Below are 14,749 nucleotides of genomic sequence, written 5' to 3'. Positions count from 1 at the left end.
TCTTCGTCGCCTTCTGATCCAGACGTCCCGTTTGAGGACAATCCTGTCAGGAGGCTGACTCATCGGGAGGAGCGAGCCCCCTCGGACTTTCATTGGAGCCCGTAACTTCGAATGTGTGTGTCTGAGCCGCGGGGTGCGAGCTGCCCGCGGCGCACCATCTGCTTTGTTTCCTGGATGACTTTTCCAGGGCGGCGGGGCGGATTTCCTGGGAAGGGGCCTGGACACGCATGGTTACGCGGGCCGTGACGAACTTTCCCGGAAGTTTCCAAATTCTTTATTCGTTTGCTACATGTTCGACATCCCAGGCGCACTGGACCTGGTTTTTTATATCAGGTATTTACTTTGCGATAACGAAACTGTCATCCCCTGGACCAGGACAGCCCGGAGCTCTTGCTTCCGGTGTGAGGGGATGAGGGGGCCGGTGAGGCCCGGATACCAGGGCCTGGCGAATTCATTGCGGTAGAGGTGGGAGAGGCAGACGCATGAGGCTGGCAATGGCGCTGGGCGGAACCGACTGGGGACGCTCCGGAATTGGGACGTATACTCGCGCGGTGCTGGCGAGGCTGGGGCGCACGCTGCGTGCGTCCGGTGGCGAGCTGGTGGCGCTCGGTACCCCGCGGGATTTCGAAGCGTATGAGGGGGTCCTCGCGGACGCGAAGCGGGTGGTGTTGCCCTCGCTGCTGGACAAACCCGTGCTGAGTGCCTCGTGGTATCTCACCCGCGTGGGGGCCTGTGCGCGCGCGGCGGGGGCGGATGCGCTCCTGCTGCCCGCGGCCAACCGCCGGGTGCCTCTGCGGCTCGGTATTCCCTCGGTGGGCGTGGTCCACGATCTCGCCCAGTTCAGCGTCCCGAACAAGTACGACGGGCTGCGCACCCGCTACGTGCGCAACCTGCTGCCCCGGGCCTTCTCGTCCCTGTCGGCCCTGGTGGTGGTCAGCGAGTCCACCCGCGCGGACGTGGCGCGCATCCTCGACTACTCACCCGATCGGCTCCACGTGATTCCCAATGGCGTGGACACCGAGCGCTTCCACACGCCGGAGCCCTCGCAGATCGCCAAGGCCCGCGCCCACACGGGCTTGAGCGGTGACTACCTGCTCTACCTGTCGCGCCTGGAGCATCCGGGCAAGAACCACCTGCGGCTGTTGCAGGCCTATGCCGCGTCTCCCGTGCGCCAGACCCACCAGCTCGCCCTGGTGGGAGCGGACTGGGGCGGTGAGGCCCGCATCCGCGCGGAGATCCAGCGCTTGCAGCTCGAGGATCGCGTGCGCATCCTCGGCTTCGTGGCCGACGAGTTCATCCCCGGGCTGCTCGCCGACGCCTCCGCGGTCATCGCGGTGGGGCTGTGCGAGGGCTTTGGTCTGCCCGCGCTGGAGGCGCTGGCCATGGGCCGCCCCGTGGTCGTCTCCAACACCGGCGCCCTGCCCGAGGTCGTCGGAGAGCTGGGCATCCTCTGCGATCCCTACGACTCCTCGGACATGTCCGCGGCGCTGACCCGGGTGGTGGGAGATACCGCGTGGCGTGAGCGCATCACCCGCGAGGGCCCCGCGTATGCGCGACGGCTCAACTGGGATCGCTCCTGCGACCAGCTCCTGACCCTGTGCTATCAGGTGGCCGCCGTCCCCAGGCCGGTTCCGCAGGTCCCGGTTCGTCCTTCTCGCGTGACCGCGGCGATCAAGGCGGCCTAGCCGTCCGCGTGTCGCGGGCCTCAATCGCTGGAGCGATCGAGGCCGCGCGACAGCTCCCGCCCGAGCCTCTCGCTGAAGAGCCGGGCGCCCTCCGGATTCAGGTGGACTCCGTCCGCCTTGTAGTACCTGCGCTCCACAACCCACTGGCTCGCGTCGATGTAGAGGCCGTGGGCCGCCTCCACCTTCGCGCGGTTGTAGGCGCGCAACGCGCGGGAGGCCGGCTCCTCGTGGAACGCGGGCGGACGCCCGTCGGGCATCGCGACGACGATCATCCGCACGCCCCGGGTCTCGGCCAGGCGGAAGAGTTCCTTCACGGCCGCGGAGAAGCCCCGGTCCTCCTGGACCACGCGGCTGATCCGCCGGGTCAGCTCCTCCAGGTCCTCCCTCGGGGCCGTGCTGGCCGACGACATGCCCCAGGCACCCATCGCCTTGCGGAGCGTCTCCACCTTGGACCAGATCGTGGTGCGCTCGGCGAGCATGGGCAGCAGTGACATGGCGCGAAAGCGCCACGCCGTCCCCCACGAGCCAGGCGCATAGAGCGCGGCGGCGTCTTCGGGGAAGGAATAGGCGAGGGCGCGGCTGCTGATCATGTCCCGCCAACCAGTGTTGGACTGGAGGCTGAGCTGATCGTCGAAGTAGCCGTAGACGATGTCCCGCACCTGGGGCAGACGCGGGAGCGCTTGTTTCAGGATGAGCGCGTGCTCCACGGGCGTCGTCGCGTGGAGCGCCGCGTTGAACGAGGGGGGCGCGTGCCCGGCCGGGCTCCACGCCGCGGTGAAGGCGGCGATGTCGGCTCCGTCCTCGAGCAGGGAGTTGCCCAGGAAGAGCAGCCGGGTGTCTCGTGGGGCGTTGTCGAGGCGGGCGAGGAACTGGCGTCTCGCGGTCAGCCGTGTCGCCATCTCGACGGCGAGGTTGAACACGACGAGCACCACGAGCGCGGTGACAACGGACGGGAGCAGGCGCCTTCGGGTCATGGTCAGAAGTCGATGTAGATGAACTTGGAAGCCTGTCCCGAGAAGGCCAGGATGGCGCAGATGAGCAGTCCCCAGTAGAGCCCCAGCGCGAGGGGGGACAGGGGGCTCGTGCCGTCGGGTGGAGCGTCGGTGACGCCTCCCAGGTACTCGAGCCTCTCCTTGAGTCGTGGCGGTGTCTTCATCGTCTCACCCGAGGAACAGCCGGCGGAAGAAGAACCGGGCCGTGGGCAGGTCCATGCAGAAGAACGCCCAGCCCAGGTTGACCATGACGAAGGTGAGCGCCCAGCTCAGCGCCTGGCCGGCCAGGGACGGAGGGCCCTCGCGGGGGCCGCGCCAGCCCGACCAGAGGCGGTGGATGGCGAGGAGCGCTCCGTGCCAGAGCCCCCACACGACGAAGTTCGTGCCCGCGCCGTGCCAGATGCCGCTCACCAGCATGGTGGTCATCAGGTTGGCGTAGACGCGCACGGGCGCGCGCCGCGAGCCGCCGAGTGGGATGTAGACGTAGTCGGTGAGCCATTTGGAGAGCGAGATGTGCCAGTGCCGCCAGAACTCGGCGATGTTGGTGCACAGGTAGGGCCAGTCGAAGTTCTCGGGGACCTTGATGCCGAACAGGCGCGTGGAGCCGATGGCGATGTCGGAATAGGCCGAGAAGTCGAAGTAGATCTGCATCCCGTACGCGAGCAGCCACACGGGCAGTATGGCCCGGTGGGCCACGGCGAGATCGGCCTGGTTGAGATGGACGGTCATCGCGGTGAGGGTGTCGGCGATGACGAACTTCTTGGCGAGGCCACACAGGATGCGGGTGGTGCCGCGCTCCCAGTCGGTGCGCCAGTCGGTGCTCGGCGCCTCCAGCTTGGGCAGGAAGTCCTGGTAGCGCTTGATGGGCCCGGCCACCATGGTGGGGAAGAACAGGATGAAGGCCATGTACTGGCCAAGGCTCCCCGTCCTCGTCTTGTCGCGATAGCGATCCACGGCGTAGTGGATGAACTCGAAGGTGAAGAACGAGATGCCGAGCGGGAGGAACGCCCCTTCCCAGTAGAACGGATTCGTCTCCCGGGGCCCGAAGACCAGTCCGGTGAAGAAGTTCCAGTACTTGAACACCGCGAGGAAGAAGACGCTCTGCACCACGCCGAGCAGGCACAGCATCGAGCCCGGGCGGTAGAGGCGGCTGCAGAGCGCCTCCCACGCGAAGATGGCGAGGCAGGCCGCGCCCATGGCGCCACCGGACTCCGTCAGCGAGAAGTAGACGAAGAAGAGCGCGCCGAAGAGGACGCACATCCACGGTCTGGCGCCGGGCGGCAGGAGCCGGAAGAGCAGGGCCGCCGGAATGAGGAACAGGAGGAAGTACGCGAGGGTGTTGAAGATCATCCGAGAGCCGCGCCCCTTGTAGCCCAATTCGCTGGAGCGCGGGCCCCTCACTGCCGCGTCTGCTCTTCTTCGTCGCCAATGTCATGGTGACAAGAAATGCGCTCCCGGAGAGGCGTGAGCCTTATCTCCTGAACACTCACACGGTAGTGTGACAGGCGCGTCAAACTGCTTTGACGTCATTACTCCAAGAAATGCTTGTCTTCACGAGTGGTGTGGCTGATTTCTGAGAAAGCAGCTAAAAGGGCGCCTCCGGTGAATCTGGACAAAACCGGTTCACGGAATCAAACCAGGGGTAGCATCCACCGCCGAGGAGCAGCCTATGAGGACGATGAAGTTCGGTGCGGCCGCGTTGTTGCTGATGTGCACCACCCCCGCGTTCGCGGGAGAGAAGGACAAGGAGGTGTGGATCACCATCGGGACGGACGCGCTGGAGCCAGCGCTGGCCTCGTTCCAGGGGCAGGGCCTGGTGGCGCCGGCCGTGACGCGCGAGAAGGGTGGCGTCGCGGTGATGCGCGTGCGCGAGTCCCAGCTGGAGAAGCTGGCCTCGGTGATGCACGACAAGCTCAACCGGTGCGCGGGCTTCATCGCCCATGACTCCGAGGAGCAGGCGCTGGCGGCGGTGGAGAGCGCTTCCTCGCCCAAGCCGGTGCAGTCCCTCATCAGCTACACCATCGACAACGCGACGACGGTGAACTCGCTCCTGGGCAGCGTTCAGGAGTCGAGCATTCGCAGCACCATCACCTCGCTGTCGACGAAGTGGACGTCGCGCCGCTACAACGTGCAGTCGGGCGCGGACGCGGCCACGTGGATCAAGAGCCAGTGGACGACGCTGGCCGGCTCGCGCAGCGACGTCTCGGTGGCGTTCTTCAATCACTCCTCCTGGCTGCAGCCGTCCGTCATCCTCACCATCAAGGGCACCACGCTGCCCAACGAGGTGGTGGTGCTCGGCGGGCACCTGGACTCCATCAACGGCAGCAGCTCCACGGCCAGCGCGCCGGGCGCGGACGATGACGCCTCGGGTATCGCCTCGCTCACCGAGGTCATCCGCGTGGCCATGCTCAAGGGCTACAAGCCGGCCCGCACGGTGAAGTTCATGGCCTATGCCGCCGAGGAGGTGGGCCTCAAGGGCTCGGCCGCCATCGCCGCCCAGCACAAGAGCAGCGGCACCAACGTGGTGGGCGTGCTCCAGCTCGACATGACCAACTACCGCGGCTCCAGCTACGACATCGTCCTGGTGTCCGACTACACCAACGCCGCGCAGAACTCCTTCCTCACCAGCCTCATCTCCAAGTACCAGCCCGGGGTGACCTCGACCTCCACGCGCTGCGGCTACGGCTGCTCGGACCACGCCTCCTGGTACAACCAGGGCTACCCGGCCTCCATCCCCTTCGAGGCGCTCATGGGCCAGGACAACCCGTACATCCACACCTCGAGCGACACGCTCACGCAGTCGGCCGGGAGCGCGCAGAACTCGGTCAAGTTCGTGAAGCTGGCCGCGTCCTACATGGCCGAGCTGGCCAAGGGCACGGCGAGCTCCGCCCTGGTGCCGGACGCCGAAGCCGAGCGTTGATGCGACGCTGACGGCGCTCGGGTCCTTCCTCCGCCCGGAGCGTCGTCTTCCGTGGAGCATGCGGTGCGCCGCCAGGCGGGGTAGGGTCGTGGCTCACGGAGAATTCCCATGGGCATGATCCTCGTCTTCCGCCTGGCCCGGCGCGAGCAGCTTTCCTCCCTGCTCGCATCGCCGGAGCAAGTGATCGACTTCCTCCATGACACCGACGAAGAGGACGCTGGCCGCTCGGAGAGCGGTTTCGACCTCGACAAGGCCTGGCACGGACTCCACTTCCTGCTGACGGGAACGGATTGGGGAGGCAAGCCCCCGCTGAACTTCATCGTCGCGGGCGGCGAGATGATTGGAGACGTGGACGTCGGCTATGGGCCGGCTCGCGCCTTCACTCCCGAACAGCTCGCGGCGCTCTCCCGGGCCCTCGATGCGATCAGCTCGGACGCGCTGCGCCAGCGCTTCGATCCGGCGAAGATGATGGAGCTGGACATCTACCCGAGCATCTGGGACCGGGACCCCGCCGATGACGACACGTTGGGGTACGTGCTCGAGTACTTCGAGATGCTCAAGTCGTTCCTGCGCAAGGGCGCGGAGCAGGGGCTCGGGTTCCTCGTGTACATGAGTTGAGCGGCCGGCTGTAAGGCCCGGGCGGCACGTCCGTCCGCGGATTATATGATGCTCCAGCGGGTCCTCTTCCCCACGGTCGACATGCGAAGCCCTCCTCCTCCCTCCAGCGCCCCGTCCGACACCGAGCCGGCGCGCGAGGAGGCGCTGCGGATCCTGCTCGACCATCGGGACCGCTTCGCCTCCTTCCTGGCGAGCCGGGTGGACAGCGAGGCCGTGGTGGAGGAACTGCTCCAGGCCGCCTACGTCAAGGCGCTCGAGAAGAGCGCGGCGCTGCGGGACGAGGAGCGCGCGGTGGCCTGGTTCTACCGCCTGCTGCGCAATGCCCTGACCGACCACTACCGGCACCGCGCCGCGGAAGCCCGGGCACTCGAGCGCGAGGCCCGACAGCCCCTCGCCGTGCAGCCGGAGCCGGGAGCCGGCTCGAAGGTCTGTGCCTGCCTGCATGGCGTGTTGCCCACGCTCAAGCCCGAGTACGCACGCATGGTGCGGCGGGTGGACCTGGAGGAGCAGTCCGTCTCCGAGGTGGCGCACGAGGCGGGGATCACTCCCAACAACGCGATGGTCCGCCTGCACCGGGCCCGTCAGGCGCTCAAGACGAGGCTCCAGCACACCTGTGGCGCGTGCGCCGCGAGCGGGTGCCTGGACTGTTCGTGCCGGAGCGACGCTTCCTGAGCGACCCCTGTGGGCACGAAGCCGCTTCTCACGGGGCTGTTTTCTAGGGTCTCGCGCGGACGTGGACGAGCAGTCCCGTGGAGACCTCGCGTGGCGGTGGTTGGCTGAACATCGCGGTGGCGAAGAGCAGGCGGGCCGCGGCGTCCACCTCGGGTGAGATGCTCTCCACGGCTCCCTGGAGGGAGAGCTCTCCTTGGAGCACCTTCAGCTCCACGAGTGCGCCTGGTTGGAAGTCGCCTGCCTCTTCCTCGGTGACGGCGAAGCGCACCCTCCATTCGCCACTGCCGAGCAGCCGGAGCACGGGTTGCCCTGCGGAGAGGTGTGTGCCGGGGCCGACGAGCCGGGAAGTCACCACGCCAGCGAAGGGCGCCACGAGCGTGGCGTCCTCGAGGTGCTGTCTCAGCCCGGTCACCTGGGCCTGGCGCTGGAGTGTCTGGACCCGTGCCGCCTGCATGCGAGCGGCGGCGGCGCTCTCCTCGTCGCTCATTCTGTCCAGCTCCTCCCGCGAGTAGACGCCCAGCTTCAGCGCGCGCGGGGTGAAGGAGGGGCGCCTGTTGGCATGGGCCTCGGAGAGGGCGAGCGAGATGGCGTGCTCCTCGGCACGAGAACCCTGGAGGGCGGCCTCGGCCGCGGCCAGTTCCCGCTGGAGTGAGCGCGTGTCGAGCCGGGCCAGCACCTGCCCCTCGTGGACGGACTGGCCGACCTCGACGTCCACCTGCTCCAGCCGGGAGTCGAAGCGGGCGCTCACGTCCACGGAGTCATTGGGAATGACGACGCCCAGGATGGGCTGCTGGGCGCCCGGGCGGGAAGACGATGGGTCCACGACCAGGGCGGGCGGCGTGCCGTCCTCCATCGAGCCCGCGCTCGCGAGGCCAGGCACCGCGGCCCCCACGCTCCCCAGCCAGACCAGCCCCCTCATGGCCATCATTCGCACCGAACGACGCATTCCGCATCTCCCGTGGCAGGTCCCCTCTGGGAAGAGGGGGCACGGGCGCGTTGTGACGATTTCCGGCGCGCGAGGTTTGCTCCGTCTCCATCATGAAGAGGATGGCGAACTCGCGTTGTTGCACCACCATCCCCTCGATCTTGGTGCCCGGGCGCAGATGGAGCTGCCGCCGCGCCGTGCTACGCCACAGGCTTCCTTTTGAGACGCGACAGGTGCTCCTCGCCGTTCTCCGCGAAGCGTCGTGCCAGCTCGGCCTGGCCCTCCGCGCCGTGCTCCAGCAGGTACGCCAGCTCCGAGGGCAGCAGCGACTTGACGGTGACGAGCTTCACCTCCCCATACGGCGTGGGGAAGTGACTCGGCAGCGTACGTGACGCCACGCCCAGCAGCACGGCCACCCTGCCCTCCTCGGTGACGAGCGACTTGGGCATTCCCTTACCGGACACCTCCATGGAGAAGAGGCCCGCCTTCACGCTCTCGCGTACCTGCTCGTGCTCGGCGACTTCATCCGCCACACGGTTCAACAGCAGCAGGGGCCACCCCTTGGAGATGTCCTTCACGGCCGCGTCCACTTCCAGGGCGAGCTCCAGACCGAAGCCCACCGAGGGCTCCAGGCGCTCGATGAAGGGGTCCGAGAGCCCGTGCGTGACCAGCAGCGTACGCCCCGCCTCGCGACGGATGACGCGCCAGAGCTGCCGATGGCCCGGCCACGAGCCGCTCATGGCGATGGGCATGAAGACCTCCTTGTCCAGCGACCCCAAGGAACTCCAGGCGGCCTCACGAGCGGTGTCCGCCTGCTCGAACAACTCGCGGCTTTTCTGGTCCCGCGCGCGTTCCTCCGCGCTGATGGCGCTCGGGCCGGTGACCTCCTTGAACTTCGCCCCCGTTGCTCCCATGCGCTCCAGGGCCTGCTTGATGTCCTCGGAGATGATGATGGCCGGGCTCCAACCCCAGGTACGGAACACTCGGGCATCGCCCACTTTCGAGGGGTCGATGCGCATGCCAATCACGGACCTGTACTGGCCTGTCTCGTCGGGCCTGCCATCCTCCGGCTCCCAGTGGCGCACCTCGTCGGATGCCTCATCGTCGATGCACTTCACGACACGCGTGATGTTGAGCAGGACGTACGGTTCGCTCTGCCCGTCCACCTCCACCGGAATCAGCTGCACATCACCAGGCGCCAGCTCGGCGAACATGGCCGCCACCCTGGCATGAACCACGGGGATGGTTGCACCCGCCAACAAGGAGAAGTCGAGCGGCCTGCCCGGGACATAGATGGGTATCCGGATCCGCCCTTCGACGTGAGCGGGATCACCCCGTACGAACTGCCAGGTACGAATCTCCTGCCCCTGCTGATCCACGGGATCATCCAGGTGCCAGCGACCCGGGATGTAAACGTCATCGAACAGATCGAAGTACAGTCCCGTCATGAGGACTCCTAGGGTGATGCCCCGCTGGTTAGCAGCTTGTTGAGCCTGCTTCCCTCTCTGATGATCTCCTCGGCCAGCTGCCGAAGTGCTTGCCTCAATGCAAGCGCGCACTCCTGCTGGTTGGAGCACTTGTCCGTCGCACCTTTCAGGTGCTTATGAACGAGTTGATGGTACTCCTCAGGATGAGGCCCCTTGTGCCCAAGGAGCGGGATCGTATTGGCCGGGTCCTCCATCGACATGCCCGCCTTGTTGAAGAGTTTCTTGAATAGCGGCGTCCATGGCCCGCCTCGCGCAGTGGACTTGCTGTTCTCGACAGTCGCGATGTGATGCACCTCCGGCTTCTTCTTGGGCGGGTCCGCTCCGGCGGGAGACCTCCTCGCGGCCATGCTCACGGCGTTGGCGGGCAGGACGACACTGAAGGTGCCCTCGGCCACGGCGACCTTCACCTTGTCCGCTTCCTGCACGGCCGTGAGCACGTCTCGGATGCCGGCATGCGATTTGAGTGCACCGGCGGCTTTCGCGAAGCCCGGCAGCGTTGGGGCCTTGGACACGAGCGCCGCCGTCTCCCCCACCGCCGCTGTGCCCAGCAGGAGGAGAATCCGCACGCTGTTGGGCCCGATGACCTTGCCGAAGCGGTTACCCGCCTCGCGCAGTTCCGCGAACGTGCTGGCCTCCGCCGCCTCCTCCCACAGCTGAAAGTAGGCCCGCACCAGGTCGAAGAGCTCCCACCCGAGGTACCCCCACATGAGCAGGGCCAGTGCCGCGGCGACACCTTTAGAAACGGGCTCCGGCGCCGCGACCAGGGCCATGTATCCAATGAGAGTGAGGCTCAGCGTCGTCCAGAGCTGCGTCGTGGAGAACATGCCGCGCAGCTGCGCGTCCCGGGCCTCCAGCGCCGCATCCAAGGAAAGCGCCAGGGCGAGGTCACGCTTGTCCTCACCGTCCAGGCCCGGCCCGTCCTTGAACAACTCCAGGCAGTCGCCCGACGTGCCTCGCCGCTCGCAGAACCCCCCGTAGGACCGCGCCAATGGGGTACGCCACTCCTCGCCCGTGAGCGGGACGGAGGCCAGCGCCAACTTCCGGTGGAGGTAGAACGGGACGTGGGAGTCGGCCACCCGCAGCGGCATGTTCAGCACCAGGGTGGTGAGGGCTTCGTTGAGTTCGAAGTCGCTCACCCGCACGGCCCCGAATCGGGTGGGCAGGGAGAGGCGAATCTGCTCGTCCGCCGGCTTGTCCTCCGCCGCCTCGGCCTCCGCTTCATCTGTGGGCGGCCGGGCGCCCTCCTGGAAACGAGGTGTTGGGGACCCGTGCTGGGAACTCTCCCGCATTCCGTGCCGAGTACCGCTCGTGGCGCATGCGGCGTGGAGGAAGAGAACGATGCATGCCCAAGATCCCAACCAGAGACGCCGCGTGCCCTTCGGACGCGCACCAACAAGACGGGTAGACACTCCGCAGCTCCAATAGGGGGACTGAGCCCAGGAGTAGAGGGGGCCGAGAGCCACGTCAATTTGAAAAAAGCAGCGGTCTTCTTCGCGAAGGAGGGCTCGACGCCATCAACCCCGGCATCGCTCCCGACAACCCTCCCTGTACGGAGCAGCAGCCCGGTACGAGTCCAAGTGTGCCGCGAGTGGGTGTCTGGACTGCTCGTGCCAGAGCGGGGCTTCCTGGCTCCGGGAGGGGATGCCATCCCCTGCGGCACCTCAGGCCGGCGGAGGCACCTCGGAGAAGCCCCGGCGGAGGTCATCGAGATCCTCGGCGAGTCCTGTCTCCAGCCCGCGTTCGGATTCGATGTAGCGCCGCATGAGTGGCACGGGGCAATACAGACGCCCCTCTCCGTCTGGCACCAGCACGTAGCTCAGCTCCCGGTGGTCCATGGCTTCGTCGAAGTCGACGGCGGAGATGTTGGTTCCCCGCGCCTTGAGGGCTTGCCGGACCTCGTCCCGGGTGGGGCGATCGCGCAGGAGTGCCTGGCGGACCACGGCTCGATGGAGCGGGTGGTCTCCACGCCAGCGGCGGCATTGATCGCGCAGATCCTTGTCCTCGTGCAGCACACGCTCCAGATGCGCGCGGGTGAGCACGTGCGCCTCGGGGGGCAGGGTCTCCACCAGCGCCTTGCAGGCGAGCACGAGCAGGTTCGCGCGGCATCCCGCCTGCTGGAGCAGGTGCTCGGGCGTGGTGGGCGCATCCCACGGCAGTCCCAGGGCGGCGAGCGGCTCGGTGACCAGCGCCAGCGCGGAGCGCGCGTCCAGTGGCTCCAGCCGGAGGTGCTCGCCGAAGTTGCGCAGCGGTTGCCGCTCGTCGAGCACCACGGCCTGGTACAGGTCCCAGAAGCCCGCGAGGACGAAGTAGGCCCGGCCTTCCTCGGACAGCGCGCGCATGGCCTGCACCACCGGGTAGTTCGCCCGCACATCCGCCTGGATGAAGCCGTCCGCCTCGTTGATGAGCCACACCCGGGGCCGGGAGGCCGTTCCCGAGGCGAGATCCATGAAGGGGGGAAGCGCGTCCCCTGGGAGGAGGGCCTTCTGCTCACGTGCGAGCCGGCGGTGCAGGTCCGCATCGGACAGTTCGAGGTAGCGCACGTCCACGTCCGCGCGGGCCTGGAGTCGGCGCAGGACGGCGAGCAGGAGGCTGCTCTTGCCCATCTGCCGCTGGCCCACCACGAGGAAGTTGCGCGAGGTCCGGTCCGCGATGGCGCGCACCTCGCGCTCGCGGCCGAAGAACAGGTGGTCGTCCTTCACGCCACCGGATACCTGATAGGGCGACAGCTCCGAGACGGCGACCTGCTCGGCGATGCTACTGGCGCCTGATTCAGGGGAAGGCCACGTGTCCTATCGAGACGCGGCGGCTCCCGCTGTCATCCCAGATGTCGAGGGTATAGACCTGCCGTGCCTCGTCCTCCGTTTGCTCCGTCTCCATCATGACCCAGTGCCTGGATGTCCCAGGGGGAAGGGGTCTGGCTGTCCAGACGCTCAGCTCCTTCGCCCTCTGGCCCGCTCTGCCCAGCGCCGCACGCGTGGGCATCCAGGCGGTCATCCCGTGGTTGCTCAGCTCCACGGCCAAAGCCAATCGCAGCAAGGGCTGTCCTGCTTGTTTTCGTGAGGTCGTGGAGAGATAGCTGAAGATCCGTCCCCAGGAGATCACCTGCCCCGTGGGGCAGGTATTTTCCTTTGAGAGGTCTTTGGCCTCCACGCCGGTCCCAGCCTGTGCAATGACCCCCTCGGCAAGCAGCCCCGTGAGGCCTGGACCATGACCCCCGGTTCGTGGCTCCTCTGGGCAGTTCTTCACGCCGACGGGGGGGTGGACCACCGACACCTGTTTCGCGGCCCAGGAGGGATGGGCAACCAACTCGAAAGTCGCGCTCGTGGGGGGCACGTCATCCGCGAAGCGCACCTGCACCGAAAATCGCTCACCGGGCTGAATGTCCGTTGGTGGCATGAGCGTGATGCTGCGGTTCCCGACGGCCACATCCACGAAACGCTCTCGCTGTTGCACCTCCACACTCTTCGCGAGCAGAGGTGAATCGAAGAGGAACAGCGTGCCGGACCCTGGATGGATGCATACCTTCGCTGCTCTGCTTCCGGGCTCGGCGGACAGCTCGACACCAAAGGATTCCCCCATGCAGTCGAGGAGGTGTGGGCGCGCTGTGTCGCCGACGTCTGTGCTCAACACCAGCGAGAGGAGGGACGCAAGAGGCAAGGAGGGCATCGGGCTTACTTGAAGCGCTTCACGGCCATCAGCCGCTCAAGCGAGTGGATCAGGACGTTGTCCGGCGTACTCCCCTTCTCCAATCGCGAGCCGAGCAACCGGTCCGAACCTTCCCAGAGTTCCATGCAGACAGGGTAGCTTTCGCCCGTGGGCAGGATGACCCGGGTGAAGCGGCCATAGACGCGTCCTGGCACCAGATAAAGCCGACCCAAGACAAGGGTTTTGTCCACCAGTCCCTCATGATCTCCCCACACGGAAAAGGTGACCTCTCCCTCACGCACGGTGAGCGGCCCCCCGTATTCCCGGTTGACTATGGTGCCGTAATCATCACCAATATACAGACCCAACCTGCCGGTCATTGCCTCGACGGCGCCTGGCGGGCATTCCTCGGGCGGAGGAGGACGCTTGGGTGCCACTTGCTGCTGCGCACCGACGCAGGCCTGCAACGCCACTCCCACGAGGCCCGCGCACGCACCTCGAGTGGCGACCTTCGCCTTCTGCTTCCTGTCATCCGAGATTCGGTCTGTCTTCTGCTTGTTCACGGGGGCGTCGTCCTGGGTCGATGCCGCGGAAGGGGCGGCGGCCGCGGGGGGTGTTGCCGCGGTCCCGTCAGCTTCCGGTAGGGGCCCCGAGGACGCCACTTCCCGTCCGGAAGCAATCCCTTGCGTGGGGAGGAGTCCAGACGACGTCGAGCGTAGGGCAGCCCAGCCGACCACCACACTGCCCAGGACCAATCCCCCCCAGAGCACGCTCCGGCGAAGCGCCTTCCCACTCGGCCAGCGCGGGAGTCCCTCGCGCCTCTGCTGTGGGCGAGGCCTGTCCTGTAAGGGAACCCTCCAGGTGTCATCTGCCTGCGCCCGTAGGGTCTCCAGCGCCTCGCACAGGGCCACGGCGCTCGGGTAGCGGTTCTCGGGGCTCTTCTCCAGCAGCTTCAGGCACACGGCGCTCAGGGCCTTGGGGACGCGCGGGTTGACGATGTGCGGGGGCAGGGGAGGCGTCTCGATGATGGCCCGAATGGAGTCCTCGTCTTCCGTCACCCCGAAGGGATGGCGCCACGTGAGCAGCCAGTAGAGCACCACCCCGAGGGCGTACAGGTCATCGGCGGGACCCGCCCGGTAGCGAGCTCCCTTGTCGTGGGCGTGTTCGAGCCGGAAGCGCCAGGCCTCGGGGCTGCGGTACTCGAGCGTGCCCGGAGGGAACATGCCGTGGGTGATGGTAGGCGCTCGTGCGTAGTGGCCAGCTCCGAAGTCCACCAGCACCGCTTCGCCATCGCCCTCTCGCACCAGGATGTTGGCCTCCTTGACGTCCCGGTGCACCACCTGGGCATGGTGCGCCACCGCCAATCCCCGGCCCACGCCCAGGATCTTCCCAGCGGCCGTCCACGCGTCGGGATGGTGCTCCCAGGCCCACTCGTCCAGGGTTTTTCCCGGGATGTATGCGAGCCGCAGCCACAGGTACTCGTGCCGCTCCTCGGGCCAGTAGCCCCACCCTCCCAAGGAGACGAGGTTGAGGTGCTGTAGCCGCAAGAGGATGGCGAACTCGCGTTGTCCCCATGCCTCCGCGCTCCCCATGGGAATGAATTTCACGGCGCACAAACGTCCCGAGTTCATCTGCCTGGCCAGGTACACGGTGCCGTAGCCACCGGCCCCCAGGAAGGATTGCACCACCATCCCCTCGATCTCGGTGCCCGGGCGCAGATCGGGCAGGCGCCGCGGCTTCACGACTCTCTCCCGGAGAATGGATGGCTTGCTGGCGACACGTGAGGATGACCTCCTGGGACGCCC

General features: G+C 67.1%; 13 protein-coding genes. 4 read left to right on the top strand and 9 right to left on the bottom strand.

All coding sequences use genetic code 11. The annotated features are described in order from the left end of the window. Nucleotides 1-482: 482 nt before the first annotated feature. The gene (locus tag CYFUS_RS41850; RefSeq protein WP_095990296.1) at nucleotides 483-1,685 is read left to right on the top strand and encodes a glycosyltransferase family 4 protein; all 1,203 of its coding nucleotides are present in this window, start codon (nucleotides 483-485) and stop codon (nucleotides 1,683-1,685) included. A gap of 20 nt (nucleotides 1,686-1,705) precedes the next feature. Here CYFUS_RS41850 and CYFUS_RS41845 read toward each other — a convergent pair whose 3' ends face one another. The 3 genes from CYFUS_RS41845 to CYFUS_RS41835 are packed head-to-tail and all read right to left on the bottom strand — an operon-like array spanning nucleotide 1,706 to nucleotide 4,027. Next, on the bottom strand, nucleotides 1,706-2,659 hold the full coding sequence (locus CYFUS_RS41845; RefSeq protein ID WP_095990295.1) for an SGNH/GDSL hydrolase family protein: 954 nt from the start codon (nucleotides 2,657-2,659) through the stop codon (nucleotides 1,706-1,708). A 2-nt stretch (nucleotides 2,660-2,661) separates the two neighbouring features. Continuing rightward, nucleotides 2,662-2,841 (bottom strand): hypothetical protein, encoded by a 180-nt coding sequence (locus tag CYFUS_RS41840; protein ID WP_095990294.1) that lies wholly within the window; start codon nucleotides 2,839-2,841, stop codon nucleotides 2,662-2,664. A 4-nt stretch (nucleotides 2,842-2,845) separates the two neighbouring features. Then, nucleotides 2,846-4,027: an MBOAT family O-acyltransferase gene (locus tag CYFUS_RS41835; RefSeq protein ID WP_095990293.1), complete on the bottom strand. Its 1,182-nt coding sequence runs from the start codon at nucleotides 4,025-4,027 to the stop codon at nucleotides 2,846-2,848. A 319-nt stretch (nucleotides 4,028-4,346) separates the two neighbouring features. Here CYFUS_RS41835 and CYFUS_RS41830 point away from each other — a divergent pair, with 319 nt between their 5' ends. The 3 genes from CYFUS_RS41830 (at nucleotide 4,347) to CYFUS_RS41820 (ending at nucleotide 6,887) form a co-directional block, all read left to right on the top strand. Next, a complete protein-coding gene (locus CYFUS_RS41830) occupies nucleotides 4,347-5,597 on the top strand; it encodes a M20/M25/M40 family metallo-hydrolase (protein WP_095990292.1) in 1,251 nt (416 codons plus the stop codon). 108 nt (nucleotides 5,598-5,705) lie between these two features. Then, nucleotides 5,706-6,215 (top strand): YfbM family protein, encoded by a 510-nt coding sequence (locus CYFUS_RS41825; RefSeq protein ID WP_095990291.1) that lies wholly within the window; start codon nucleotides 5,706-5,708, stop codon nucleotides 6,213-6,215. A gap of 45 nt (nucleotides 6,216-6,260) precedes the next feature. Further along, on the top strand, nucleotides 6,261-6,887 hold the full coding sequence (locus CYFUS_RS41820) for an RNA polymerase sigma factor (protein WP_095990290.1): 627 nt from the start codon (nucleotides 6,261-6,263) through the stop codon (nucleotides 6,885-6,887). A gap of 43 nt (nucleotides 6,888-6,930) precedes the next feature. Here CYFUS_RS41820 and CYFUS_RS41815 read toward each other — a convergent pair whose 3' ends face one another. The 6 genes from CYFUS_RS41815 to CYFUS_RS41790 form a co-directional block, all read right to left on the bottom strand. After that, on the bottom strand, nucleotides 6,931-7,833 hold the full coding sequence (locus tag CYFUS_RS41815) for an efflux RND transporter periplasmic adaptor subunit (RefSeq protein WP_095990289.1): 903 nt from the start codon (nucleotides 7,831-7,833) through the stop codon (nucleotides 6,931-6,933). A 179-nt stretch (nucleotides 7,834-8,012) separates the two neighbouring features. After that, nucleotides 8,013-9,260 carry an imm11 family protein gene (locus CYFUS_RS41810; protein ID WP_095990288.1) on the bottom strand — a complete coding sequence of 416 codons (1,248 nt, stop codon included), beginning with the start codon at nucleotides 9,258-9,260 and terminating at the stop codon, nucleotides 8,013-8,015. 8 nt (nucleotides 9,261-9,268) lie between these two features. Further along, nucleotides 9,269-10,588, bottom strand: coding sequence for an AHH domain-containing protein (locus CYFUS_RS41805; RefSeq protein WP_095990287.1), 1,320 nt, complete (start codon nucleotides 10,586-10,588; stop codon nucleotides 9,269-9,271). Between the two features lie 372 nt (nucleotides 10,589-10,960). Continuing rightward, entirely contained in the window at nucleotides 10,961-11,998 is a 1,038-nt protein-coding gene (locus CYFUS_RS41800; RefSeq protein ID WP_095990286.1) for an ATP-binding protein, read from the bottom strand. A gap of 70 nt (nucleotides 11,999-12,068) precedes the next feature. Then, complete coding sequence (locus CYFUS_RS41795; RefSeq protein WP_095990285.1) at nucleotides 12,069-12,965, bottom strand: DUF2381 family protein; 897 nt, start codon at nucleotides 12,963-12,965, stop codon at nucleotides 12,069-12,071. A gap of 5 nt (nucleotides 12,966-12,970) precedes the next feature. Continuing rightward, nucleotides 12,971-14,686 carry a serine/threonine protein kinase gene (locus tag CYFUS_RS41790; protein WP_095990284.1) on the bottom strand — a complete coding sequence of 572 codons (1,716 nt, stop codon included), beginning with the start codon at nucleotides 14,684-14,686 and terminating at the stop codon, nucleotides 12,971-12,973. Nucleotides 14,687-14,749 lie beyond the last annotated feature (63 nt).

Source organism: Cystobacter fuscus (assembly GCF_002305875.1).
GTDB classification, from domain to species: domain Bacteria; phylum Myxococcota; class Myxococcia; order Myxococcales; family Myxococcaceae; genus Cystobacter; species Cystobacter fuscus_A.
This window is presented reverse-complemented; position numbering and strand designations above follow the sequence as displayed.

Excerpts from the sequence above, each read along its gene's own strand:
- CYFUS_RS41850 (WP_095990296.1), top strand. The coding sequence starts at position 483 with ATGAGGCTGGCAATGGCGCTGGGCGGAACCGACTGGGGACGCTCCGGA.
- CYFUS_RS41835 (WP_095990293.1), bottom strand. The coding sequence starts at position 4,027 with ATGATCTTCAACACCCTCGCGTACTTCCTCCTGTTCCTCATTCCGGCG.
- CYFUS_RS41820 (WP_095990290.1), top strand. The coding sequence starts at position 6,261 with ATGATGCTCCAGCGGGTCCTCTTCCCCACGGTCGACATGCGAAGCCCT.
- CYFUS_RS41825 (WP_095990291.1), top strand. The coding sequence starts at position 5,706 with ATGGGCATGATCCTCGTCTTCCGCCTGGCCCGGCGCGAGCAGCTTTCC.
- CYFUS_RS41830 (WP_095990292.1), top strand. The coding sequence starts at position 4,347 with ATGAGGACGATGAAGTTCGGTGCGGCCGCGTTGTTGCTGATGTGCACC.
- CYFUS_RS41815 (WP_095990289.1), bottom strand. The coding sequence starts at position 7,833 with ATGCGTCGTTCGGTGCGAATGATGGCCATGAGGGGGCTGGTCTGGCTG.
- CYFUS_RS41810 (WP_095990288.1), bottom strand. The coding sequence starts at position 9,260 with ATGACGGGACTGTACTTCGATCTGTTCGATGACGTTTACATCCCGGGT.
- CYFUS_RS41795 (WP_095990285.1), bottom strand. The coding sequence starts at position 12,965 with ATGCCCTCCTTGCCTCTTGCGTCCCTCCTCTCGCTGGTGTTGAGCACA.
- CYFUS_RS41805 (WP_095990287.1), bottom strand. The coding sequence starts at position 10,588 with ATGCGGGAGAGTTCCCAGCACGGGTCCCCAACACCTCGTTTCCAGGAG.
- CYFUS_RS41845 (WP_095990295.1), bottom strand. The coding sequence starts at position 2,659 with ATGACCCGAAGGCGCCTGCTCCCGTCCGTTGTCACCGCGCTCGTGGTG.
- CYFUS_RS41840 (WP_095990294.1), bottom strand. The coding sequence starts at position 2,841 with ATGAAGACACCGCCACGACTCAAGGAGAGGCTCGAGTACCTGGGAGGC.